Source organism: Winogradskyella ouciana (assembly GCF_965284585.1).
Classification (GTDB): Bacteria; Bacteroidota; Bacteroidia; order Flavobacteriales; family Flavobacteriaceae; genus Winogradskyella; species Winogradskyella ouciana.
In genome coordinates this window covers 1,071,546-1,095,289 of record NZ_OZ260095.1, presented here as the reverse complement: position 1 = coordinate 1,095,289, position 23,744 = coordinate 1,071,546, and the positions used below count along the sequence as shown (strand labels likewise).

Sequence of the window (23,744 nt, the reverse complement as noted above, 5' to 3'; positions counted from 1 at the left end):
GGGTGATAAATGTTAGGTATGGATAATAATTCAGTGTTTATAATCGCAGAGCTCTCAGCCAACCACGGAGGAGATATTAACATTGCGAAACAGACCATTAAAGCGGCTAAAAGAGCTGGAGCTGATGCAATAAAACTACAAACCTATAGAGCGGATACCATTACCTTAGACGTAAAGAACGACTATTTTAAGATAGATCATAATTCTCATTGGGACGGAAGATATCTTTATGACTTATACGAAGAAGCTTATACCCCTTGGGAATGGCATCAGGAGTTGTTCGAAACTGCAGAGAACGAAGGGCTAGTGTGTTTTTCTTCTCCTTTTGATTTTAGTGCTGTTGACTTATTGGAATCATTAAATGTTCCTATATATAAAATAGCATCTTTTGAAATTACGGACATACCCTTGATAAAATATGTTGCCTCTAAAGGAAAGCCTATTATTATATCTACAGGAATTGCAACAATAGATGACATAGAGTTGGCTCTAGAAACTTGCAGAGGAGAAAACAATAACGATATCACTTTGCTTAAATGCACATCACAGTACCCAGCACTTCCAGAAGACTGTAATTTAAATACAATACCAGATTTAAAAATCCGTTTTGGCACTAAAATAGGTTTGTCTGACCACACCTTAGGAATTGAAGCGCCAGTAGTAGCAGTGAGTTTGGGCGCAAAAGTAATCGAAAAACATTTTATGGTTGATAAGAGTATTGGTGGACCAGATGCGCATTTCTCATTGGACGAAAAGGAATTTACGGAACTAGTAAAAGCCGTGAGAAAAGCCGAAAAAATGTTAGGTAAGGTGGATTATGATTTAACAGAAAAAAAAATAAAAAGTCGCGAATTTTCTAGATCTCTATTTGTTTCTGAAGATGTAAAGACAGGGGATTTAATCACATCTTCGAATGTTAAATCGGTTAGACCAGGACATGGATTACACCCAAAGCACTATAATAATATTTTAGGCAAAAGTTTTACTAAAGATTTAAAAAAAGGCACACCACTTTCTCAACAAATGATTGAAGGTTTTAATGTTTGAGGTAACGGTAAATAAGTATGATCAAGCATTTGGTTCCTTCAAAATTTGGATTTTATAAGTTATTCAACTTAGGTCTTAGGGTAGCTCCCTTAAGTGTTAAATTTTTATTTTTTGCCGTATTATCAAAAGTTCTAAGTCCTGAAATTTATGGGAGCTATACACTTATTACAACTACAATTACTATTTCCATATTTGTGCTAGGATTAGACTTTTACAACTATTCTATTAGAGAGATTTTAATGAATGGCCAAAATACTGTTAGTAAAGTGTTCAGCACTTTTTTACTTTATATTGTTGTTTATATTATTGCGATGTCTTGCGTTGCTGTCTATTATCATTTTAGTGATGGTATGGGTATGTCTTTAAAGGTCACTCTTACGATTTTATTAATTTGCATTACGGAACATTTTTGCCAAGAGGCATATCGGCTTCAAATAGCATTCAAGAAGGTGCTAACGGCAAACTTAATTTTCTTTTTTAGAGTATTCTTGTGGATGTCTTATTTGACTATAGAAATACTTTTTTTCAATAAAAATCTAGTTTTAGAGACTATTTTGAACTATTGGTTAATATTCAATTTAGTTGCCGTTGGTTTAAATGTTGTAACTGCAGTAAGGCCAGCAATAAATAATAAGGGCTCATTAAAATTAAGCATAGCATTTATAAAAAGAGGAATTGTAGTTTGCAGTTTGTTTTTTTTAGGTACATTATCCCTTAAATCAATTGAGTACCTTAACCGTTATATTGTAGACTTATTTTTGGGAAAAGAAATTACAGGTGTTTTCAGCTTCTATTCTAATCTAGCTTTAGTAATTACTGTCTATATTAATGCTATTGTTATTTCTTTTGAACTGCCTCTATTAATAGAAAAAGGCAATACCTCTAATTTTAGTAAGTACTTTAAAATATTTAAAAACTCATTCTTGAAACAAATCGTTATAATTATAGTTTTACTATTGATTGCTATTGCGCCAATTTTATATTGGCAAGATATACCGCTTTATAAAGATTATCTGTATATATTTTTCATATTATTGATTTCCACAGCAATAATAAACTATTCTTTAGTGTATCATTTTTATCTTTATATTAAGAAAAAAGACAGAACTATTTTATGGCTTACCATCAAAAGTGGTTTTTTTAATCTAGTAACAACTCTTATTCTAACATACTATTTTGGGGTTGCAGGTACATGTGTAGCTTTCTTGTTAACAAGTATATGCATTATTTACCTGAGAAAATCGAGTTGTAAAAAGGTTGGTTATGAATAATATTTTTATTGCACTTTCTACCCACCACGTTAAGTATTGCGAAAAAATTGCTCAGCAGCAAAAAAAGGCGACTAACATTTTAATTACAAGTAGGGATTTTGAGGTAGATAAAACCATATTTGATAGGTTAATTTATCTTAAATCTAAAGCATACAATCAATCTGACTCTACAGTTTCTAAAATCAAGACCATTATAAAAAAAGCATCAGTATATAAGGATGTTGTTGCGCAATTGAGAGACTTAAGAAATGAAGCTCAACTTAGGGTATATTTTTCTTCATTGGAAGATATGTTATCTAATCATATGCTATTTTATTTTTCAAGAAATATTGAGGGTGTGGTAATAGAAGACGGTGTGTTAAATTATTATATGCATACCCTAGAAGAGGTTTCTCAGTTTAATTTTTTAGTTAAAAGACTTATTGCTCTAGCGTATGGCATAAAAATTAAGCCATATATTGGGCACACTTCAGGGATCGATTACGATAAAGTGAAATATCAACTAGTTCGCCAACCAAATTTCGCAATTAAACCAGAAAAATCCAGGCAATTACCACAAGAAAAGCGAAAATTAACAGAGCTTAGCAACAATAATTTAATTGTAGGTCAAGAGCCTTATGGCAGTATGTTTGGTTCAGACGTTTATATTTCTAAACTTAAAAAACTCCTAACTCAAGTAATAGGTTCAGATAATTACAGTGCAACTCATAAAATCTATTACAAACCCCATAGACATGGTCCGAGATTAGATTTCGAAGCACTAAAACGAGATTTTAAAAACCATAATTTAATTTATGTAGATGATGAGACGAGTATGGAAGACTTATATTTTGACAAATTAAAATGTAGAAATATATATACTTTTGACTCAAGTGCTGTGTTTAGTATATATTCTGAAGCTCCATTACAATTAAAGGAGCAAATAAATATTACTGTAATGCCTTTTTATAAAAGTGTGCTAAACCCGCTCTTTAAAAAACTAAACTTTACAATTATAGAAAATGATCTTTAACCTTATTAGCATATTGGTAATTGTATTGATTGGCTATCATTTTTTTAATAAGAAAAAAATAGCATTTATATGCTTCCTTCCTTTTTTTATACAGTATCTATGGATGGCTGCATCAGTTTTGGTTATTGAGCAAGGTGCTTATGTTAGTGAACAAGACAAACATGGTGAGTTTTACTTCACTAATTTTTATTTGCTTATGTTCTTCTTTGTGTCTGTTGTTTCTTTCCTGTTTTTTTATACAGTTTTTCAAAAAGGCTTAAAGCTCAACTTACCTAAGGTTAAAATAGTTAAGAAATCAGAATTGTCCATTGTATACGCTATTGCCATTATAATTATGGTTGTTGCTTATATAAGCCTGTTGTCTTCCCCCTCTGTATACACGTCTGAAGAAATAACTAAATTCAATTACTGGGAAACAGCTGCATATCCTGGTTTAAGTGCATTGTTAGGAAGTACTATAGGGTATTTACCCTTTATTTTTGGGATAACATTTAGACGATATAAAAAGTTGACATTATTATTGGTTGGGCTTTATATTATTTATTTAGTGGGTGTAGATCAAAAGTTCACAGCCTTTTTGTATGGTCTTATAGGATTTTTTGTTTCATATACTATTATTGGTCTAAGGCAAAAAGAAAGTAAGAGTATTTTGAATTTCAAAAAACGTTATTTAGTGTTGGTCGGAACTTTAATATTTTCTTTAGTCCTACTAAAATATTCTAATAAAAATCCATTTGCTTATTTAAATTTAACTCCTGTAGAGTCTGTTTTTTATAGAGCTTTTGGACTACAAGCTCATGTTTTTTGGGGCGTAAATGAAAAATATGTTTATAACGACGCGCCTAACACGTGGGACTTAAGCGAATTGCCATATGGGATGCATGTTGTTATGAGAGACTTTACACCAGAATTTCATCAGAGGTATTTAGAAAGGTTATGGGAAGGAGGTGTAAGCTGGACTAATGCTTACCCAGCTATACTAATGAGGATTTTTCCACTTCCTATAGCGCTTTTGTTTCATTTTATAGCATTTTCTTTTGTTCCCCTAATATACGTATTGCTTGTAAAAGCAATACGTAATGAAAATTACCTTATTGCAGTCATTTTGTTTCAGCTAACATTATGGTTAACAAACGTGTATTCGATGGCTTATTTTCATAGAATATTAAAGGTGGTTTTAATATTTTTGTTTATTGCATTTTTATCATATATATACATAAATGCTAGAGCAAAAAGAAAATTATGAAAAACCTTCAAGATATAATACCAAAAGCATATTTCGCTTTGATGTTTTTCCTAACTACTTCAATTTTTCTGAGTAATGTAAGCTTAATAATTTTGATAACTGTTGCGCTTTTTTTTGGTAAGAGAGTATATCCGTTAAAGCAAATCCTGTTCTCTAGCCTAATATTACTTTTCTGTTATGTTGTAATATTAAGCACATCTACCCTAAACCTAGAGTATAAAGAATATTTGAAACTTTTACCACTGGTCTTAATACCCATAGGCATGGCCTACATCAAAAAGGACACCTTATTAAAGGGGTTGTACTTTTTATTTGCAGCGATACTAGTGAATCAATTTATAGCTTTGTTTGGTATTATTGAGTATTATTTTTTCACAGAAGGAAAGACAGTTGCTTTGAGAAGTTACGCAGGTATTAATGAAATTTTACATTTTGAAAGACCATATTTAGGTTTTTTATCAGCATTAAATATCATTATTAGCTATAGGATATTTAGAAATTTTAGAAAGTGGGTTTTTGTACTTTCTAGTGTGTTTTCTGTATTAATAATAATAATAATTTCAGCTAGACTAGGATTAATAATTGCATTATTAGCGGTTTTAGTTTTTGTATTAGTTGAAATAAAGATTAATTTAAAATATCTGTTGCTTTTTATATTGGCATTATTAACTTCTACAATTATATTTTTTCAATCTAATAATCCATTGAAAAATAGATTTCAACAATTAAAGTATGACACTAGAATTGTAGTTTGGCAAGGAGCAAAATCCATATATAGTAAAGACGCAAATCCCATATTCGGATTGAGTAGTCAGACTGAGGTAAAAAATAAACTGCTCAATTATTATAAAAAAGAAGCAAATTTTGATTATCAGCCTGATAAAACAAGATTTATAATGAAAGAATATAACACTCATAATCAATATATAAATGAGTTACTTAGAGGTGGTTTGCTTGGTCTCTTTTTGTTGGTTTCCCCCTTTTTTATGGCATTAAGATCCAGTTATCTTGAAAAAAACATCGTTAATGCATTATTATTGTTAGCGGCCCTGCTATTTCTTTTGGTAGAAAACCTACTAGCAAGGCAAATGGGAGTATATTCTATAGCTATTATATTATCTTTGACTAGAAATAAATCTTATGAGAGTACTTAAGTTTTTTTTGCTATTACTTCTTTTAGCATCATGTAAAAATGAAAATAAGACCGTTGAGGAGAATGATGTTGTAGAAGAGCATACATACGTTGACTCCCTATATACTATAGACAGCTCCTTTAAAGTTGGAGATGTTAGACGTTACGGTGTAGAGCCGGGCAAGGGAATAGGCCAGCACCCAACCTTACTAAAAGACAAACTAGATGTCCTGTTAGATATTTCAGAAACTGGAGTCGAAATTTTTTTCCCAAAAGGTATTTACGACAGGACTTTTAATATAGAAAACCGTAAAAATATTAAGATAAATTCTGATAGCGCTACGTTTACTGGTGCCATTAACATTAAAAATTCAGAATTAATTAAAATAGACGGTGTTATACAATCTCTGTCTAGGTTCTATACCCAAAACGCTAAGAGCATCAGTGTAGATGAAATAATTACTGAAACAAATGTTGAAGACAAAATGAATAACTTAAGAAGTACAGGTGTTTCGATACATGGTGGTTCAGAAGACATTACGATTAAAAAAGTACTCATTAAAGATTCAGGTTCAGGACCACAGCAATATAAATATATCAAAGCAGGCTTTATTGTGCATGGTCATAATAATGAACCGAGAGAGATAAAGATAGACACCGTTATTGTAGAGTCGTCAGATAGACACGGTGTGTATTTAACAGGTGAGGAAATAGATATTAAATATTTGAACGTTAAAAAATTTGGTGTTGGTAGTGGAGAAAATATGGCAAAAATGGAAGGCGGCATAGAGGGGGAACAGTTAAAATTTTCTGGGCTTTGGATAAAAAACTGTCATAATTCATTTATAGACAAGGCAATTATTGATTTATCAGACTCAAAAGGCACTTATAGCGTAAATTTTGATATCGGCGAAGAATTTAGACCTACAGTAATTGAAACTTTAATACTAAAAGGAACAAATATCAATACAACTCTTAAACAACGGACATTTTCTCGAACGGGAGTAAGAGTAGAAAACATAATTGAAAAGTAGGCATCAATTTAAAAACCCCATTCTCTAATTTAAGCAATGAAAAAAGCACTTATACATGATTGGTACTACGTAAATGGAGGTGCCGAAAAAGTCATTCATTCATTTAATAAAATTTGGGATGACTTTGACCATTTTGCCCTTGTGGATTTTTTGAAGGAAGACGATCGTGACTATATATTAAATGGTAAATCGGTAAACACAAGCTTTGTTCAAAATCTTCCTACGGCAAAATCTAATCACAGAAAATTTTTACAATTATTTCCTTACGCAATAGAGCAATTTGACCTAAGTGAATATGATTTGGTATTAAGTTCTTCAGCGTCAATTGCTAAAGGTGTTTTAACTAATCAAAATCAACTTCATATATGTTATTGCCATTCACCTATGCGATACGCTTGGGATTTATATCATCAGTATCTTAATGCATCAAGTTTTGGTATAATAAAAAGGATATACGCCAAAAGAACTTTACATAAAATAAGGATGTGGGATGTGTTGAACTCAAATAGAGTTGATTTGTTTATTGCAAACTCCCACTATATTAAAGGTAGAATTAAAAAGATATACAATAGAGATGCAGAAGTAATTTATCCCCCTGTCGATGTCAACCAGTTTCAACTTCAGAAAAAAAAGCATGACTATTACTTTACCGCATCTAGAATGGTGCCCTATAAAAAAATTGAACTTATAGTAAGAGCATTCAATAACCTACCCAATAAAAAATTGATTGTTGCGGGTGATGGACCAGAATATAAAAAAATTAAGGCCATAGCTAAATCTAACATTCATCTAACAGGTTTTTTAGATACGGCTGAACTAAAAACATATATGGCAGATGCTAAGGCGTTCGTTTTTGCTGCTGAAGAGGATTTTGGGATTATACCAGTAGAAGCCCAGGCATGTGGAACTCCGGTTATAGCATACAATAAAGGGGGTGTTAGAGAAACTGTAATAAACAGAAAAACAGGATTACTATTTAACCATCAAACCGAGAAATCCATTATAGATGCTATAAGCGAATTTGAAACTTTAGAATTGGATCCGGTCACAATAAGACAAAATGCCATGAGATTTTCTAAAGAACGATTTGAGAAAGAAATTGGTGATTACGTAAACGAACAACACAAAAATTTTATTGCTCATAAAAAATCACTACACCAATCATATTAGAGCTAAAGCGGCAAGTTCTTTTTTCAAATCTCAAAAGTTGTTGTATATATTAGCATTTTATGCTAACTTTAAAGTAGTAAAATTCATTCACTTTAAATCAATAAGCTCAGGAAAAAAATTACTTTTGTCATCTATTTTCAAGAAATTTGAGTTTATTTAAACACGGAAGATATTCAGGATATTTAAGACCCATATCTTACTTAATCGATTTAAGTATTATAAATGGTGTAGCAATTCTGTATTTGCTAGAAGGCAAAGACCCCTTAATTTTCTCAATATTTATATCTGTCGGCTGGGTTTTATTGGCCATTTATTCAAAATTTTATGAAGTCTATAGATATACAAGACCCGTTAATATCTTGGCCCTTGTAGTAAAACAATTTATCTTGTTTTTGCTTTTAGTGTTTGCATTTTCGGGTCTGTACCACGAATTAAACATTTACCCAAGGCCAATTGTAAAATATACGCTTCTTTGTTCTTTGTTAATTACTGTTTCTAAGTTTACAATTTATTATCTATTACAGAAGTATAGAGTCTCGTTTGGCGGAAACTACAGGTCAACAGTTATTTTAGGTGCAAACAAAAAGACACTTGCTCTAGAAAATTTTTTTAATAAAAACCCAGAATATGGGTATCTGCACCAAAAGACTTTTAACTTTAAGAATAAAGAACACACATTGAGCGATTGCTTTGATTATGTACTAAATGAACGAATAGACGAAATTTATTGCTCCATTTCTGAACTTACAAACTCTCAGATAGCTGAAATTGTAGATTTTGCAGATAATAATCTAAAGATTTTAAAATTTATACCAGATAGCAAAGAGATTTATTCAAAACGACTTAGGTACGAATATTATGATTACATACCCGTTTTAACATTAAGAACCATACCTCTAGAAGATTCGGCAAACATGGTCATAAAACGAGGTTTTGATATTTTATTTTCAAGTATTGTAATTGTTTTCGTTTTATCATGGTTAACCCCTTTAATTGCAATTCTTATTAAATTAGAATCCAAAGGACCAGTGTTTTTTAAGCAATCTAGAAATGGTTTTAATTATAAAGAGTTTGATTGTTACAAATTTAGGTCTATGACACCAAATAAAGACGCGAATTTATATCAAGCCACTAGAGGAGATCAACGAGTAACAAAAGTTGGTAAATTCATAAGAAAAACGAGCATAGATGAGCTTCCTCAGTTCTTTAATGTCCTTTTTGGAGACATGTCTGTGGTTGGTCCTAGGCCGCACATGGTGAGCCATACCAATATGTACGCCAAGAAGATTGACAAATTTATGGTGAGACACTTTGTTAAACCTGGCATTACAGGCTTGGCTCAAATTAGTGGATTTAGAGGCGAAGTTGAAACGGATAAGGATATTATTGGTCGCGTAAAATATGATATCTTTTATATTGAAAACTGGTCTTTACTACTCGATATAAAGATTATAGTACAGACTTTTGTTAATGCTATAAAGGGAGAGGATAAAGCTTATTAAATTTTGCCTTTTAAGCCATTTAATTGAGCGGTTAAATCAAAGCTTGTACATGCTGTAGCTTGTATTGCTTTTTTTCTTTCAATAGTTATATCTGACTTTTTTATGGAGTTGATTATTGAATTCAATTCAGTATAGTTTCCAGCTTCAGCTATCCAGCCTAATTTGTGTTTACTGATTACAGACTCGCCTTCACCTCCACCAAAATATAGCATTGGGAGTCCTAATTTGGCATATTCAAAAATTTTAGACCGAACCGATCCATATATTCTATTAAGCAGTGGAATAATAGCAACATCATATTTTTTTAATTCTTGGTGTAAAACACTTCTGTCTACTCGACCATAAAAGAAAATGGGCAATTCTTTATTGGTTTCAATATAAGATTTTACATCTTCCTCTTCTGCGCCAGAGCCATAGATATGAAGTTCAATAGTGTCATAGTCTAAATTTTCACATAGTTTTAAAATTCCCTGAGCCACACCCAAAAGCCCAGCATAAACTATCTTAATTTTTTTGGTGCCCGAATGGTTTTCTGATATGTTGTTTACCGGAATATTAGGATAATTACGATAAAGAAACATCTCAGGTTTTTTGGTAATTTGTTCAATATGCGAGAGTATTTCATTACTCTGCCCCAAGATTAAATCAGCATTTTTATAGTTAAATCGCTCTAGCTTTTTTAAAATACTATAACTAAAGTTGTTCTTTAAAGCACCCAGCTCAAGCCCAGCACTTGGCCATAAATCACTAACATTTAAGATTAACTTTCGTTTTTTAGTCCTCAAAAAAAACATACATGTAAAAGCAACAAGCAATGGAGGAGATTGAACAATAACCTTCTTAGGTATTTTGTTCCAAGTAAAAAACCACACTAAGCTTATACTGTAGGACAGCATGGCAAATAAACGTACAAATTTGTTTTTAGATTTGCTTGCGTACAGCCAAATCCTATTTACCTCAATACCGTTTTCTAAAGTCTTAGATTTGTATTTGCCTTTGTATTCAGAAAAAATCTTACCTGTAGGGTAATTTGGCAACGGCGTCACTATACGAACCTTATAGCTGGATTTTAAACCCTCGGCCAAATGATATATACGATTAGATGCAGCTCCTATCTCAGGAGGAAAATAACTCGTAATAATCATTAGTTCTTCCATAACCTAGTCAACGTAAGATGTAAACTGCTTTAACTTTCCGGATTTAGAACGGTCTAATTTATCAACGCGTTCAAAAGTAATAGAAATTCCTGGTTCTAAATACTGTTCCATAGCTTTGGTAATTGTCTTTTTTTTATCTGAAGACAACACTTCACGACTCACATATTTAATCTTAAAAGTGTCCAATGCTATTTGCTCAATAATAAACTCAGAGACATTACCATCATCCTCAATAACGCTTTTGGTAATATAATAAAATGTTAGACCAGCCGCTTTTTTTCCGCTTGGCAAAACAGCGATATCATTGGTTCTGCCCACAAGTTTTTTCAAAATGGGTTTTCTCAATGTGCTTTTGTCGCTTAAAATGCCAATATCACCAATATCATATCGAATAAATGGATGTGCTTTATTGTATAAAGAAGTGATGACAATTCTACCTTCTTCTCCATGTGGAAGCACATTATCATTATCATCCAGAATTTCCAAAAATAAGGTTTCACTGTTGATTTGCCATTCGTTTTCTGTATTCTGAAAAGCTATTAAATCCAATTCAGAAGCGCCATATTCATTAACAATCGGCACACCAAATTGTTTTTCCATAAGTGCCTTATCATCATCAAATAACATTTCAGAAGTTACAATACAAACCTTTAAACTTGGGCACAAATCTTTTAATATAATGTCCTTACGCTTTAGGAATTTAGCAAATTGAACAATTGGACTCGTATAACCATTGATAAAATCAAATTTTGAAGTCTTAAATTTTACAAGAGCCTTTTCAAAAGCATTATCACTCAGATCAAAAACGGAAAACCGATATCGGTTACTAAACCAATCTTTTAAGCGCTCTTTATAATATCCCTTCTTGTCTAACGGTATGCCGTAGAAGCGCGCTTGTTTTGAGGTATTAAAATCAATACCGTACCAAGAAAATCTATCAGTAATTTCTGCCCAGGTCATCGCATGGCACCATTTATCTTTAGCAAAAATAAAAGGGTCACCTGAACTGCCCGAAGTTTTATTTACGTAAATATTCTTTAACTCATAACCATTACTCAAGCGCTTGTCTAGTGGCTGCTGTAGGTGACGTTTGGTCATAACAGGAACAGAACTCCAATTATTAACATCTAATTGGTTTGCAAAAGATCTATAAAATGAATTGTTCTTTAGGTGGAAAGAAATGATGTCCTTTTTCTGCTTTTCAACATAAGCTTTAAAGTCCGAATTATTTTTAGTCTGAATTTTAGACAGAGTCAACCTCGCCTTGTTGATATCAAAGCCATTAATTTTAAGTGAAAAATCAAATAGTCGCAAGATGTTTAAAGCCAAAAAGGTTTCCGTAAATTAATTGTTTTTTCATCTTAAAACCAATTATTTTTGCCCAAAGAAAATTTAGGCATGAATATTTTAGTACTAGGCTCTGGTGGTAGAGAACATACGTTTGCATGGAAAATTGCTCAAAGCGAACATTGTAACAAACTTTTTGTAGCTCCAGGAAACTCTGGTACTGCAAATATTGCTACTAATTTAAATATTTCCGTAACTGATTTTGAAGCGATTAAAAAAGCAGTTATCGAAAATGAGATTGAGTTGGTGGTCGTTGGACCAGAAGATCCTTTGGTGCAAGGCATTCATGATTTCTTTTTACAAGACGAGGATTTAAAGCATGTTGCAGTTATAGGTCCTCAAAAAGCATCTGCAGAGCTTGAGGGCAGTAAAGAATTTGCCAAAGAATTTATGATGCGTCATAATATCCCAACGGCAGCCTATCAAAGCTTTACAAAAGACAATGTTGAAGAAGGGTACAAGTTTTTGGAAACCCTAAACCCACCTTACGTTTTAAAAGCTGATGGTTTGGCAGCTGGTAAGGGTGTTTTAATTATTAATGATTTATCTGAGGCTAAAGCTGAATTAAAAAGAATGCTTGTTGATGCAAAATTTGGAGATGCTAGTACCAAGGTGGTCATTGAAGAATTTTTGGATGGTATAGAATTGAGCTGTTTTGTGCTTACCGATGGAAAAGACTATAAAATCCTACCGACAGCAAAAGATTACAAGCGCATCGGTGAAGGTGATACAGGATTGAATACAGGAGGAATGGGAGCAGTATCTCCAGTACCTTTTGCAACAGATCAATTCTTAAGTAAAATTGAAAATCAAATTGTTAGACCTACGGTTGAAGGTTTAAAAAAAGACAACCTACCTTATGTGGGCTTCATTTTTATAGGGCTAATTAAAGTCGGTGACGACCCAAAAGTAATTGAGTACAATGTTAGAATGGGTGACCCTGAAACCGAAGTGGTTTTACCACGATTAAAAACGGATTTGGTTGAAATTTTCCAAGCTATGGCCAATCAAACGTTGTCAGGTGTAACTATAGAAATTGATGAACGAGCAGCGACAACGGTTATGTTGGTCTCTGGTGGTTATCCAGAAGCTTATGAAAAAGGGAAAGAAATTTCTGGAATAGATAAAATTGGAGACTCACTGGTGTTTCATGCCGGAGCAAAATATCAAGGTGATAAAGTAGTGACTTCTGGAGGACGTGTTATCGCGATAACATCTTATGGCAACACTTACCAAGAAGCCATAAAAAAATCTTACCAAAGTATAGAAAATCTACATTTTGATAAGATGTATTATCGTAAGGATATAGGTTTCGACCTTTAAAGACCTACAAATATGAGTGAGCTGTTACGCTCTTATCTTCTTCGTTATTGTCGTTGTATTTTTTTAATTGAAGCATCCAGTAGATAAAAGCAACCATGCCAACGATAGTGAAAAGCCAAGACATAAAATTAGCAGTGAACCAGCTTTCTAGCTCTAACGCTCTTAAAGCATCAAACGGAGCAAATAGTACATCAACAAATAAATCTTGTATTGCGTAAAAGAAATCCTTCATAACTTTATAAATTTACAGAGCAAAAATACAAAAAGAGTTAATGATTACAAGCATTTTTAGTAAATCTAAACCTATAAACTATATAATAGTTACAGTTTTTGTTGCGCTACTTTTTGTAATTACAAATATCAATACCTTATTTGGTGATTTAGACAGCACCTTAAAGGCACTAGTTAAATTGATAGTTGCTTTGTTTTTGGTGTTTCTCATCGATTTTATAATTTCAAAAAACAACCTCACAAAAAAAAACAGTTATGCTTTAATGACATTTGGTTTGCTGTTCGCAATGTTCCCAGAAGCACTTCGTTATTCCGATATTCTGTTTGCTAATTTATTCGTCCTTTTTGCTTTAAGACGCATTATAAGCTTGCACACCAACCTTCACATTAAGAAAAAATTGTTCGATGCTGGTTTTTGGCTAATGTTGGCTACTCTTTTTTATTTTTGGGCAATTCTGTTTTTTGCATTAGTCATAGTAGCATTGATTTATCATTCGCAAAACGACGTTAAAAACACCATTATTCCTTTTGTTGGTGTGGCAACAGTTATTGTTTTACTACTGGTCTACAATATAATTGTTCACGATAATTTTATAAGACCAACAAACTTTCAACGCTTTGCGAGTTTAGATTACACACCGTATAACAGTAAAGGGAGCGTACTGAAATTTACGGTGCTATTCGCAACTTTTGTATGGATACTTATCTATTTCTTTAGAATCCTTCCGGATAAGAACAAGAAACTGAGGCCGTCTTATTTTCTCATAGCGTGGTCTTCAATAATCGCTATATTGGTAGCAATTATAGCTCCTGTAAAAAATGGCAGTGAGTTTATATTTTTGTTTGCACCATTCTCTATAATTATGGCCAATTATATTGAAGTGATCTCAGAACGATGGTTTAAAGAGGTTTTTGTAGTCTTGTTAATTATAACGCCAATACTTGCCTTATTCCTGTAATTTATTGCCGTAGGCTAAATCGCCAGCATCACCGAGACCAGGAACGATATAACCTTTGTCATTTAAAGTGTCGTCTACCGCTGCAACCCAGAGATGGGATTCAGCATCAAAAGTATTAGCAACATAATCAACACCTTTTTGAGCACCAATAACACTCACCAAGTGAACTTCTTTTGGGTTACCAAATGGTTTTAATGCTTCAAATGTCGCGACCATGGACTGGCCAGTCGCCAACATTGGGTCGGCAAGAATAAGTGTTTTGTTTTCCAAACTAGGGCATGCTAAATACTCCACCACAATTTCAAAACTTTCAGGGTTATGTTTGTGTTGTCTATAGGCTGAAATAAAAGCGTTCTCGGCAGCATCAAAATAGTTTAACAACCCATTGTGAAGCGGTACTCCAGCTCTCAAAATAGAACACAAAACTATATTGCTTTGATGCAAAAAAGTGTTAGACGCGCCTAATGGAGTTTCTGTTGCGTGGGCTTCATAATTTAGGGACTTACTTAATTCATACCCCAAAACCTCTCCTATGCGCTCTATGTTTCTTCTAAACCGCATACTGTCTTTTTGAATGGCCTTATCTCTTATTTCTGAAATAAATGTGTTTAGTATGGATGGTGTTTTAGAGAGGTCGTGAATGTGCATAGATTCGCTTTTAATTCAATCGCTAAGTTAATAATTCAAACTATATTTGCATATTCAAATTTATAAGATATGTTTTCGGAAAAAGCAAACTCCATATTTCAAGACGCTATAAAAACCTACAAAATTCTTAATACCGTAGATCAGCCGTTCACAAACAAATACAATAAAAACGAAGATCTCATCGCACATTTGCTGTACAGAAAATGTTGGATTGATACGGTTCAGTGGGCTTACGAAGACATCATTAGAGACCCGAACATCGATCCAGTTGCCGCATTAAAATTAAAGCGAAAGATTGATGCATCTAACCAAGACAGAACTGATACAGTTGAGTTTATTGATAGCTATTTCTTAGATAAATACAAGGATGTAGATGTAAAGCCTAATGCTAAGATAAATTCCGAAAGTCCGGCTTGGGCTATAGATCGCTTATCTATTTTGGCGTTAAAAATCTATCACATGCACCTAGAAACTGTGAGAGAAGATGCATCTGATGCTCATAAAGCAGCTTGCCTAAATAAGCTCAATGTTTTGTTAGAGCAACGAAAGGATTTAAGCACAGCAATTGACGATTTGTTGAATGATATCGCCAATGGAGACAAGTACATGAAAGTGTATAAGCAAATGAAGATGTATAATGATGATGAGCTTAATCCTGTACTTAGGGGACAAAAGTAATTTGTCATCCTGAACTTGTTTCAGGATCTCATTTACTGAAACAAATGCCAAATACAAAACATATACTCGTCATTAGGTTTTCTGCCATGGGAGACGTGGCTATGACTGTTCCCGTTTTAAGAGCTTTAACCGAAGAACATCCTGGTGTAAAAATAACAGTGGTCACTAAAGCTTTTTTTAAGCCTTTCTTTTCAGATTTAAAAAATGTTGAGGTTTACGCTGCAGATTTAAAAGGAAAACACAAAGGCGTTCTTGGGCTTTATAAACTTTCTAAGGAATTAAAAGCGCTCAAATTTGATGCTGTTGCCGATTTGCACAATGTGTTGAGAAGTAAAATCTTAAAACTTTTTTTTGCAGATAAGGAAGTTGTGCAAATTGATAAAGGTAGAGCTGAAAAAAAGGCTTTGACTTCGGGCAGAATATTTCAACAATTAAAAACCACACATAAACGCTATTCTGACGTGTTTGAAAAACTCGGTTATCAAATAGATTTATCCAATCCTCAGTTTCCTGAAAAACCTGAATTAACTTCAAAACTAAAATCCTTTATTTCAAATTTTGAACAAAAAATTATTGGCATTGCACCTTTCGCTGCTCACCAAAGCAAGATGTATCCATTAGAAAAAATGGAAAAGGTCATTGCACAACTTTCAAAGGAGTATAATGTCATTTTATTTGGTGGAGGAAATAAGGAGGTGAAAATTTTAAACAATCTCGAAACCAAATATGACAATGTAAAGTCGGTAGCTGGGAAACTGAGTTTAGAAGAAGAACTGGACTTGATCTCTAATTTAGATGTGATGTTGTCTATGGATTCAGGTAACGGACACTTGGCGGCAATGTTAGGTAAAAAAGTAATTACGATTTGGGGAGTAACACACCCATTTGCTGGATTTGCACCATTCAATCAACCAGAAGATTATGCTTTGGTGGCAAATAGAGAAGAATATCCTTTGATACCCACTTCAGTTTACGGTAACAAATATCCCAAAGGTTACGAAAATGCTGCGGGAAGTATTTCTGTCGATGAGGTTGTTTCGAAAATTAAAAAGACTTGTCAGGTTTCTAAAACCTGAAAGGTCTGATACCTAATACGTCATCAATCCCCTTCCTTCTGGGAAGGGTTAGGGATGGGCTTTACACATCATCATAATCCACCACAACCTTAGCCGAAGTAGGATGCGCCTGGCAGGTCAACACCAATCCTTCTGCAACTTCACTATCTGTAAGAATATTATTCTGACGCATTTTTGCTTGCCCTTCCGTTAATCTGGCAATACAACTGCTGCAGATTCCGCCTTGGCAAGAGTACGGAGCATCAATATCTTGTTTTAAGGTCGCTTCGAGAATTGAATCCTCTTGAGACATTTCAAATTCAAATTCTTCATCATCAACCAACACTTTTATTTTTGAGTTTCCGCTAGGAACTTCAACATCAGAATCATTTTCACTATCAACTGGCGCTGTAAACAATTCGAATAAAATATCTTTCTCCTTAATGCCGTTTTCTAACAGTACGTCTTTTACCGTGTGAATCATTTCTTCAGGGCCACAGAGGTAGAATTTCTCAATAGAGACTCCTTTGTACTTATTCTTAACAATAAGGTTTACCGTGCTTTTTTCTATGCGACCGAATAATGCATTTTCCTCACGTGCTTGGCTGTAAATAAAATGGGCATGGAAACGATTTTCGTAGGTTTTTTTTAGCTCGAGCAAATCTTGGATAAACATAGCATCTGCTAAAGTTTTATTCCCATAAACCAATATAAAATTGCTAAATGGCTCTTCCTCTAAAAGTGTTTTGGCAATACTCAAAACAGGTGTAATACCACTACCAGCAGCAAAAGCTGCAATAGTTCTGGTTTTAGCTTCATTGGCCTCTAACGTAAAGCGTCCGTTGGGTTCTGCCACGTCGATAGTATCGCCAGTTTGCAGTTTTTCGTTGGCGAAAATTGAAAAGGTTCCTCCTTCCACAGCTTTTACCGCTACGGTTACTTTTCCACTGTTTTGGGACGAGCAAATAGAGTAATCTCTACGCACCTCTTCGCCATCAATAGTTGTTTTTAAGGTAATATATTGACCAGCTATAAAGCTGAAATTATCTTTAAGATTTGTAGGAATATCAAAAGTTATAGCTACTGATTTGTCAGTTACGTTTTCAATTGATTTTATGGTAAGACTATGAAATTGTGCCATTGCAATGATTTTCTGCAAAAATAAGGAAGCAAGACGGAATGCTAAATTTGTTTGTAACAAATTAACGATTAAGTTTACTAATAGAAAAAACCAACCAAAAGCATGATAAAGCATTTCTTAAATTTAGAATGGAAACAATATTTCCGTTCATCCTATTGGCAAAAAAACTTGGCACTCAACATATTGCTGGTGTTTTTTGCCCTTTATTTTGTTGTGGTATTTTTAGCATTAGGGTTTGGGCTACTGCCAATCCTCAAAAAAATGTACCCAGAGCAAGATCCTTTTATAGTAGCTAACAGCTTTTTGTTTTTCTGGATTATTGCGGACTTAATGATTCGTTTCTTTTTGCAGAAACTACCAGTAATGAGTGTAAAACCTTTACTCACGTTGCCAATTAAGCGCTCAACGGTTGTGCATTTTGTTTTAGGGAAATCTGCATTATCCTTCTTTAATTTTTTACCGCTTTTTGCGATTATCCCGTTTAGTATTATGCTTATAGCCAATGGCTATGTGGCAAGTATGGTGCTTACATGGATGTTCACCATGATTTGTATTGTGCTTATTATCAATTTTCTGAATTTTATTATAGAAGCGTTATCCGCAGAAACCGAGCTGTCATTTCTGCCACTAATTATTGTTGTCGGAATTCTGTATGGACTGGATTATTTCGAAATCGTATCCATGACCGACCTTGTTGGAAATGCGCTTATAGGTATAGCTAACAATCCAACATTGATACTGATTCCACTGGCAATTTTGGTATTGTGCTATGGTTATAACTACAAAATTTTGAAGCAAAAGCTGTTTTTGGACAGCTCGCTTAAATCTAAGGTCACAGAAGTAAAAGCGGCTGACCTATCATGGACCAAACGTTTCGGTAATATTGCGCCTTTTATGCAATTGGATCTAAAACTCATTTGGAGAAATAAACGAACCAAGTCTTCAGCTTTTCTTATGATTATTGGTTTGTTATATGGCCTATTTTTTTACACACAGCCAATTTACAGGGACTCGTTATATGCGGCATCATTTGTTGGTATCTTTTCAACAGGAATTTTTCTAATATCGTTTGGGCAATTTATTCCGGCTTGGGATAGCGGTTATTATAAGATGCTGATGAGCCAAAACATTAAGTACGAGCAATACCTACGCTCAAAGTTTATTCTTATGATTTTAAGTGTAGCCATTATGTTTGTATTGGGTATTCCCTACATTTATTATGGGTGGAAAATATTAGTAATGCATTTTGCAGCGGCCATTTATAATATCGGAGTCAACTCTCATATCATGTTATATGGCGGCTCATTCAACAGAAAAAAAATAGATCTCAACCAACGTGCAGCATTTAACTATCAAGGTACAGGAGCTGTACAATGGATAATTGGGTTGCCCATAATGCTTATTCCATTGATTATATTTTCAGTCGCAAACTTTTTTGCAGGCTTTGAAGTCGGTGTCGCAGTTCTCATACTTATAGGCATCACAGGGATAGTGCTTCACAAAAAATTAATGAAGTTAATCACCAAGCGCTACTTAAATTCAAAATATAAAATGATTGACGCCTTTAGTCAAGACAGTTAATTTACAGACCAAAAAATTATGATATATACAAAAAACCTTTCAAAGTCATATAACGGAACTACGGTTCTCAATATAGAAGAATTAAATATTCCTAAAGGCCAAAGTTTCGGTTTGGTAGGGAATAATGGAGCGGGAAAAACCACCTATTTTAGTTTGCTTTTAGACCTGATAAAGCCAACAACAGGAAGTGTTACCAGTAACGAAGTGGTCGTAGATCAAAGTGAAGATTGGAAACCTTTTACATCATCATTTATTGACGAAAGCTTCTTAATAGGTTACCTCACACCAGAAGAATATTTTTACTTCATAGGAGATTTAAGAGGGCAAAACAAAGCAGATGTGGATGCACTGACATCGCAATTTGAAGACTTTTTCAACGGTGAAATTATAGGAAAGAAAAAATATCTTAGAGACTTAAGTAAAGGTAACCAAAAGAAAGCAGGTATTGTTGCTGCGCTCATTGGTAATCCCGAGGTTATTATTTTAGACGAACCTTTTGCTAATCTCGACCCAACCACACAAATCCGACTAAAACAAATCATTAAAGATTTAGCCAAAAAGAAAGGAGTAACCGTACTTGTATCCAGCCACGATTTAATGCACGTTACAGATGTTTGCGAGCGTATTGTGGTTTTAGAAAAAGGTGATGTTATTAAGGATTTAGAAACTAATCCAGCAACTTTAAAAGAACTCGAAGCACATTTTTCGGGCAGTATGGTTTCTCAGGAAGAGGAATAACCATCGTTTTTTATTTCCGCGATAAGGAAAATAGGTATAATTTGTTAGTTTTAACACATGATGAAAAAACTCACCTTCGGAATATTTATCACATTTCTGGTTTCAACTTGTAGTTCGAAAAAAGACAGCTATTTGATTAAGTTTTATGAAGGAAAATTTGATGAGATCGGAGTTCCATGTGGATATTTAAATTCGAAAGGAGATACGATTGTACCAATCGGAAAATATTACCACTGCTATACCGACACAATTCGAGATTTTGGAATGGTTATGGAGAAAAAAACAGGTACAATATTTGGGATTGACCATAAAGGAACTGAATTATATGAGGTTTTTAAATATGACAATGGGCCTGATTTTATGGAAAACGGACTTTTCCGAATTATTAAAAATGGAAAAATTGGATATGCTAACTCCAAGGGGAAGATAATAATTGAACCGAGATTTGAATGTGCTTATTCATTCAAAGACGGCTTTGCCAAGGTTTCTGACAATTGCGAAACGATAAAAGACGGTGTACACTCTATTTGGAAAAGTGAAAACTGGTATCAGATTACAAGAAATGGTAAACGTGCTGAAAAATAACTGTCGACAGTTTAAGTTAACCAGTAAAACATATAGGCTACGCACATGCCAGTTTCTTCTCTATTTACAATTTCTAAAGTAGTTTTCCGCTTTGGTGACTTTTCCGAAGAATCCCAAATTCAACTTCATTTTCAACCTCAAATTCAAAAAGATGCTTATTTTTACCACTTAGCACACTAAAAACCCAATAGTTTAGTTATCTATTAATCAAATAGAACCGACGTTGAAGACCTATTACAAACTCATATTATCTCTATTCTGTATTGCGTTAATTTCACAGAGTTGTTCGCGCAAAAAGGACACTTTTATTAACAGAAATTTTCATGCCTTAGGCACCAAATACAACATTCTCTATAATGGAAACATAGCCTTAGAGCGTGGCAAACTTGCGGTTAATGATGAGTTTACCGAAAACTTTTGGGAGTTGCTACCTGTGGAGCGCATGAAGGTTAGCGAAGATATTTTTCTACCTGGTCAAACTAAAAACGCAGATTTTGAACGTGCTGAAGAAAAAGCCATTAAGGCCATCCAAAAACACGGTATGAACATAGATGGGAAGGAAAAAAACCCACAAATTGACGAAGCTTATTTGCTTTTGGGTAAGGCACGTTATTACGACCAGCGTTTTGTACCTGCTCTAGCGGCATTTAATAATATTCTGAATAAATATCCTACGAGCGATAAAATCAATCAGGTAAAAATTTGGCGAGAGAAGGCCAATATGCGTTTAGACAATAACCAAGGAGCCATAAAAAAGCTAGAACGCTTACTTGAAGAAGAGGAGATAGAAGGACAAGATTTGGCAGATGCCACAGCGACTTTGGCTCAGGCCTATATTAACATTAAAGCTAAAGATACTGCTATATCATTGCTTGGTGTTGCTGCTGAAAACACTAAAGTGAAAAGAGAAAAAGCACGTTTTCATTTTATTAGAGGTCAGCTATACAATGAGATGGAAGAAAAGGATAGCGCCAATATGGAATTTGATGCCATTATAGAGATGCACAGACAAATTCCTAGGTCGTTTTATATTAATGCCCATTTAGAAAAATCCTATAATTTTGATGTTTTGGATGGAGATGAGGTGGCTTTTGAAGAATATCTCACAGAACTTGAAGAAAATCGCGAAAACAGACCTTTTCTTGATAAAATCTATTATCGTATTGCAGAGTTTCATCGCAATAGAGCCTCAGATAGCCTAGCGGAAGCCTATTACAACAAGTCGCTTAGAAAAACAACATCAGACAAATACCTAAGATCACTTAGTTATGAGACTTTGGGGAACATGTATTTTGATAGAAACATATATAAAACAGCTGGTGCCTATTATGATAGTACCATGACCGCTATGGTTCAAAACTCCAAACCTTTTAGAATTATTAAAAGAAAGCGTGAAAATTTAGATGATGTCATTTACTATGAAGACATAGCACGAGCCAATGATAGTATTTTGCACATAATCAATCTTCCAAAGGAAGAGCAGTTGGCCATTTATGTTAAACATACCGAAGAACTAAAAGCTAAAGCGCTAGAGGAAGAAAAACTCAAAGAAGAAGAATTAAAAAAGCAGGAGGTAAGAAAAAATGCGGCAACAAATAACATAAAGGACAATAACCGAAAAGCAAGTATAAGTCCGAGAGGTTTACCTGGAGAATTTAACACTAAAGATGGTGGTGGCAGTAGTTTTTATTTCTATAATCCAACAACTGTTGCTTACGGTAAAAATGAATTCTTAAGACTTTGGGGAGAACGAAAGCTTCAGGATAATTGGAGGCTTTCAGATCAACGTGCTGGTATTAAAGCTGCTGACAAACAAGAAAGCATATCGCAAAGCAAAGGAAGCGAAGAGCTTTACAACCCTGAAACATACATAGCCTCTCTACCTACAGATGAAGCTGACATCGATAGCATAGCAAAAGAAAGAAACTTTGCCTATTATCAACTGGGAATTATCTACAAAGAAAAATTCAGAGAGTTTGAATTGTCCAAATCTCGTTTCGAAGATTTATTAAATAACAATCCTGAAGATCGATTAATTCTTCCTTCAAAATATAATCTTTATAAGATTTATGTTGAATTAGGTCTTAATAGAAAGGCTGAAGCGATGAAGGGAGACATTGTCGCTAATTACCCAGATTCGCGTTATGCAGAAATCCTGTTGAACCCTCAGTCAGAATTGGCTAAGGATGAAAACAGTCCAGAAGTGATTTACACCAATCTTTATAAAAAGTTTGAAAATCAAGAATACCAAGAAGTAATCACTGAAGCAGATATTCAAATAAAACGTTTAGAAGGCGACGACTTTTTGCCAAAGTTCGAGATTTTAAAAGCCTCTGCCAAAGGCCGTCTTTATGGGTTTGAGGCATATAAAGAAGGTATTAATCACATTGCACTGACCTATCCAAATTCTGAAGAAGGTAAAAAGGCTCAAGAAATATTGAATAATGCTATCCCTGCATTGGCTAAAAAAGATTTTGTATCGGACGACGTAGCGAAGAATTTTAATGTGATTTATCAATTTGAAAAAGGGTCTGGTGAAGATATAGAAGCCTTTGTAAAAACCTTAAATGAAGAAATTGAAAAAAAGATAAAGTACTTCGATTTAACCACGTCAATAGATGTCTATGACGAAAACACTACCTTTGTAGTTGTACACGGTCTAACTAGTATTCAGGGTGCTAGTGGTTTTGCCCAATTATTGCAATCAGACGAAAGAGATAGTCGAGGACGACCGGTAAAACCAAAAATAACAAAAGAATATATTGCAATATCCTCGCCAAATTATGCTATTATCCAACGCCATAAGAATTTGAACACATATCTAAAATTAGAGTAAATTAAAACCAAATCATCATGTTTTCCTCAGACAACAAGAAACCTAAACAAA

Annotated in this window: 21 protein-coding genes; 16 read left to right on the top strand and 5 right to left on the bottom strand. The window is 33.8% G+C overall.

The features are described 5' to 3' along the window. Positions 1-18 precede the first annotated feature (18 nt). The 8 genes from pseI (at position 19) to ACQ65V_RS04875 (ending at position 9,414) form a co-directional block, all read left to right on the top strand. Positions 19-1,047: a pseudaminic acid synthase gene (pseI, locus tag ACQ65V_RS04910; protein WP_202913892.1), complete on the top strand. Its 1,029-nt coding sequence runs from the start codon at positions 19-21 to the stop codon at positions 1,045-1,047. Positions 1,048-1,064: 17 nt separating this feature from the next. After that, positions 1,065-2,318 carry a lipopolysaccharide biosynthesis protein gene (locus ACQ65V_RS04905; protein WP_155089225.1) on the top strand — a complete coding sequence of 418 codons (1,254 nt, stop codon included), beginning with the start codon at positions 1,065-1,067 and terminating at the stop codon, positions 2,316-2,318. Next, positions 2,311-3,330, top strand: a complete 1,020-nt coding sequence (locus ACQ65V_RS04900; RefSeq protein WP_430467095.1) for a hypothetical protein — start codon at positions 2,311-2,313, stop codon at positions 3,328-3,330. The genes ACQ65V_RS04905 and ACQ65V_RS04900 overlap by 8 nt, the downstream gene beginning before the upstream one ends. Positions 3,331-3,343: 13 nt before the next feature. After that, positions 3,344-4,576, top strand: a complete 1,233-nt coding sequence (locus ACQ65V_RS04895; protein ID WP_430467094.1) for a DUF6418 domain-containing protein — start codon at positions 3,344-3,346, stop codon at positions 4,574-4,576. Then, complete coding sequence (locus ACQ65V_RS04890; RefSeq protein ID WP_155089228.1) at positions 4,573-5,730, top strand: O-antigen ligase family protein; 1,158 nt, start codon at positions 4,573-4,575, stop codon at positions 5,728-5,730. The genes ACQ65V_RS04895 and ACQ65V_RS04890 overlap by 4 nt, the downstream gene beginning before the upstream one ends. Next, complete coding sequence (locus ACQ65V_RS04885) at positions 5,717-6,742, top strand: hypothetical protein (RefSeq protein ID WP_155089229.1); 1,026 nt, start codon at positions 5,717-5,719, stop codon at positions 6,740-6,742. Before ACQ65V_RS04890 ends, ACQ65V_RS04885 begins: the two co-directional genes overlap by 14 nt. A 36-nt stretch (positions 6,743-6,778) precedes the next feature. Beyond that, positions 6,779-7,912 (top strand): glycosyltransferase, encoded by a 1,134-nt coding sequence (locus ACQ65V_RS04880; protein WP_430467093.1) that lies wholly within the window; start codon positions 6,779-6,781, stop codon positions 7,910-7,912. A gap of 146 nt (positions 7,913-8,058) precedes the next feature. Next, positions 8,059-9,414, top strand: coding sequence for an undecaprenyl-phosphate glucose phosphotransferase (locus ACQ65V_RS04875; protein ID WP_430467092.1), 1,356 nt, complete (start codon positions 8,059-8,061; stop codon positions 9,412-9,414). On the opposite strand, the gene ACQ65V_RS04870 is transcribed toward ACQ65V_RS04875, so the two are convergent. Then, on the bottom strand, positions 9,411-10,571 hold the full coding sequence (locus tag ACQ65V_RS04870) for a glycosyltransferase family 4 protein (protein ID WP_430467091.1): 1,161 nt from the start codon (positions 10,569-10,571) through the stop codon (positions 9,411-9,413). The two genes, ACQ65V_RS04875 and ACQ65V_RS04870, sit on opposite strands and share 4 nt — an antisense overlap. Positions 10,572-10,574: 3 nt before the next feature. Then, positions 10,575-11,885, bottom strand: coding sequence for a phenylacetate--CoA ligase family protein (locus ACQ65V_RS04865; protein ID WP_430468618.1), 1,311 nt, complete (start codon positions 11,883-11,885; stop codon positions 10,575-10,577). Positions 11,886-11,969: 84 nt separating this feature from the next. Here ACQ65V_RS04865 and purD point away from each other — a divergent pair, with 84 nt between their 5' ends. Then, on the top strand, positions 11,970-13,241 hold the full coding sequence (gene purD / locus ACQ65V_RS04860) for a phosphoribosylamine--glycine ligase (RefSeq protein ID WP_430467090.1): 1,272 nt from the start codon (positions 11,970-11,972) through the stop codon (positions 13,239-13,241). A 4-nt stretch (positions 13,242-13,245) separates the two neighbouring features. On the opposite strand, the gene ACQ65V_RS04855 is transcribed toward purD, so the two are convergent. Continuing rightward, on the bottom strand, positions 13,246-13,473 hold the full coding sequence (locus ACQ65V_RS04855; RefSeq protein ID WP_155089234.1) for a DUF6341 family protein: 228 nt from the start codon (positions 13,471-13,473) through the stop codon (positions 13,246-13,248). Positions 13,474-13,513: 40 nt separating this feature from the next. Between ACQ65V_RS04855 and ACQ65V_RS04850 the strand changes: the two genes are divergently transcribed. After that, the gene (locus ACQ65V_RS04850; RefSeq protein ID WP_155089235.1) at positions 13,514-14,431 is read left to right on the top strand and encodes a DUF6427 family protein; all 918 of its coding nucleotides are present in this window, start codon (positions 13,514-13,516) and stop codon (positions 14,429-14,431) included. Here ACQ65V_RS04850 and upp read toward each other — a convergent pair. Then, on the bottom strand, positions 14,420-15,079 hold the full coding sequence (gene upp / locus ACQ65V_RS04845) for a uracil phosphoribosyltransferase (RefSeq protein WP_430467089.1): 660 nt from the start codon (positions 15,077-15,079) through the stop codon (positions 14,420-14,422). The two genes, ACQ65V_RS04850 and upp, sit on opposite strands and share 12 nt — an antisense overlap. Positions 15,080-15,148: 69 nt before the next feature. Here upp and ACQ65V_RS04840 point away from each other — a divergent pair, with 69 nt between their 5' ends. Together ACQ65V_RS04840 and ACQ65V_RS04835 are read left to right on the top strand one after the other, a co-directional pair. Then, a complete protein-coding gene (locus ACQ65V_RS04840) occupies positions 15,149-15,757 on the top strand; it encodes a DUF4254 domain-containing protein (RefSeq protein ID WP_430467088.1) in 609 nt (202 codons plus the stop codon). An 86-nt stretch (positions 15,758-15,843) separates the two neighbouring features. After that, positions 15,844-16,833 (top strand): glycosyltransferase family 9 protein, encoded by a 990-nt coding sequence (locus ACQ65V_RS04835; protein ID WP_430468617.1) that lies wholly within the window; start codon positions 15,844-15,846, stop codon positions 16,831-16,833. 61 nt (positions 16,834-16,894) lie between these two features. On the opposite strand, the gene ACQ65V_RS04830 is transcribed toward ACQ65V_RS04835, so the two are convergent. Next, entirely contained in the window at positions 16,895-17,953 is a 1,059-nt protein-coding gene (locus ACQ65V_RS04830) for a 2Fe-2S iron-sulfur cluster-binding protein (RefSeq protein ID WP_430467087.1), read from the bottom strand. A 102-nt stretch (positions 17,954-18,055) separates the two neighbouring features. Between ACQ65V_RS04830 and ACQ65V_RS04825 the strand changes: the two genes are divergently transcribed. The 4 genes from ACQ65V_RS04825 (at position 18,056) to ACQ65V_RS04810 (ending at position 23,693) form a co-directional block, all read left to right on the top strand. After that, positions 18,056-19,534, top strand: coding sequence for a DUF5687 family protein (locus tag ACQ65V_RS04825; RefSeq protein ID WP_430467086.1), 1,479 nt, complete (start codon positions 18,056-18,058; stop codon positions 19,532-19,534). An 18-nt stretch (positions 19,535-19,552) separates the two neighbouring features. Beyond that, on the top strand, positions 19,553-20,272 hold the full coding sequence (locus ACQ65V_RS04820) for an ABC transporter ATP-binding protein (protein ID WP_430467085.1): 720 nt from the start codon (positions 19,553-19,555) through the stop codon (positions 20,270-20,272). A gap of 57 nt (positions 20,273-20,329) precedes the next feature. Then, positions 20,330-20,857, top strand: a complete 528-nt coding sequence (locus ACQ65V_RS04815; RefSeq protein ID WP_430467084.1) for a WG repeat-containing protein — start codon at positions 20,330-20,332, stop codon at positions 20,855-20,857. Positions 20,858-21,080: 223 nt separating this feature from the next. After that, complete coding sequence (locus ACQ65V_RS04810) at positions 21,081-23,693, top strand: tetratricopeptide repeat protein (RefSeq protein ID WP_430467083.1); 2,613 nt, start codon at positions 21,081-21,083, stop codon at positions 23,691-23,693. The last annotated feature ends 51 nt before the right edge of the window (positions 23,694-23,744 follow it).

What these genes read in the sequence shown, in the direction of transcription:
- ACQ65V_RS04900 (WP_430467095.1), top strand. Translation starts at nt 2,311, where the DNA reads ATGAATAATATTTTTATTGCACTTTCTACCCACCACGTTAAGTATTGC.
- ACQ65V_RS04885 (WP_155089229.1), top strand. Translation starts at nt 5,717, where the DNA reads ATGAGAGTACTTAAGTTTTTTTTGCTATTACTTCTTTTAGCATCATGT.
- ACQ65V_RS04905 (WP_155089225.1), top strand. Translation starts at nt 1,065, where the DNA reads ATGATCAAGCATTTGGTTCCTTCAAAATTTGGATTTTATAAGTTATTC.
- ACQ65V_RS04815 (WP_430467084.1), top strand. Translation starts at nt 20,330, where the DNA reads ATGATGAAAAAACTCACCTTCGGAATATTTATCACATTTCTGGTTTCA.
- ACQ65V_RS04820 (WP_430467085.1), top strand. Translation starts at nt 19,553, where the DNA reads ATGATATATACAAAAAACCTTTCAAAGTCATATAACGGAACTACGGTT.
- ACQ65V_RS04825 (WP_430467086.1), top strand. Translation starts at nt 18,056, where the DNA reads ATGATAAAGCATTTCTTAAATTTAGAATGGAAACAATATTTCCGTTCA.
- ACQ65V_RS04835 (WP_430468617.1), top strand. Translation starts at nt 15,844, where the DNA reads ATGGGAGACGTGGCTATGACTGTTCCCGTTTTAAGAGCTTTAACCGAA.
- pseI (WP_202913892.1), top strand. Translation starts at nt 19, where the DNA reads ATGGATAATAATTCAGTGTTTATAATCGCAGAGCTCTCAGCCAACCAC.
- ACQ65V_RS04870 (WP_430467091.1), bottom strand. Translation starts at nt 10,571, where the DNA reads ATGGAAGAACTAATGATTATTACGAGTTATTTTCCTCCTGAGATAGGA.
- purD (WP_430467090.1), top strand. Translation starts at nt 11,970, where the DNA reads ATGAATATTTTAGTACTAGGCTCTGGTGGTAGAGAACATACGTTTGCA.
- ACQ65V_RS04880 (WP_430467093.1), top strand. Translation starts at nt 6,779, where the DNA reads ATGAAAAAAGCACTTATACATGATTGGTACTACGTAAATGGAGGTGCC.
- ACQ65V_RS04840 (WP_430467088.1), top strand. Translation starts at nt 15,149, where the DNA reads ATGTTTTCGGAAAAAGCAAACTCCATATTTCAAGACGCTATAAAAACC.
- upp (WP_430467089.1), bottom strand. Translation starts at nt 15,079, where the DNA reads ATGCACATTCACGACCTCTCTAAAACACCATCCATACTAAACACATTT.
- ACQ65V_RS04830 (WP_430467087.1), bottom strand. Translation starts at nt 17,953, where the DNA reads ATGGCACAATTTCATAGTCTTACCATAAAATCAATTGAAAACGTAACT.
- ACQ65V_RS04890 (WP_155089228.1), top strand. Translation starts at nt 4,573, where the DNA reads ATGAAAAACCTTCAAGATATAATACCAAAAGCATATTTCGCTTTGATG.
- ACQ65V_RS04850 (WP_155089235.1), top strand. Translation starts at nt 13,514, where the DNA reads ATGATTACAAGCATTTTTAGTAAATCTAAACCTATAAACTATATAATA.
- ACQ65V_RS04855 (WP_155089234.1), bottom strand. Translation starts at nt 13,473, where the DNA reads ATGAAGGATTTCTTTTACGCAATACAAGATTTATTTGTTGATGTACTA.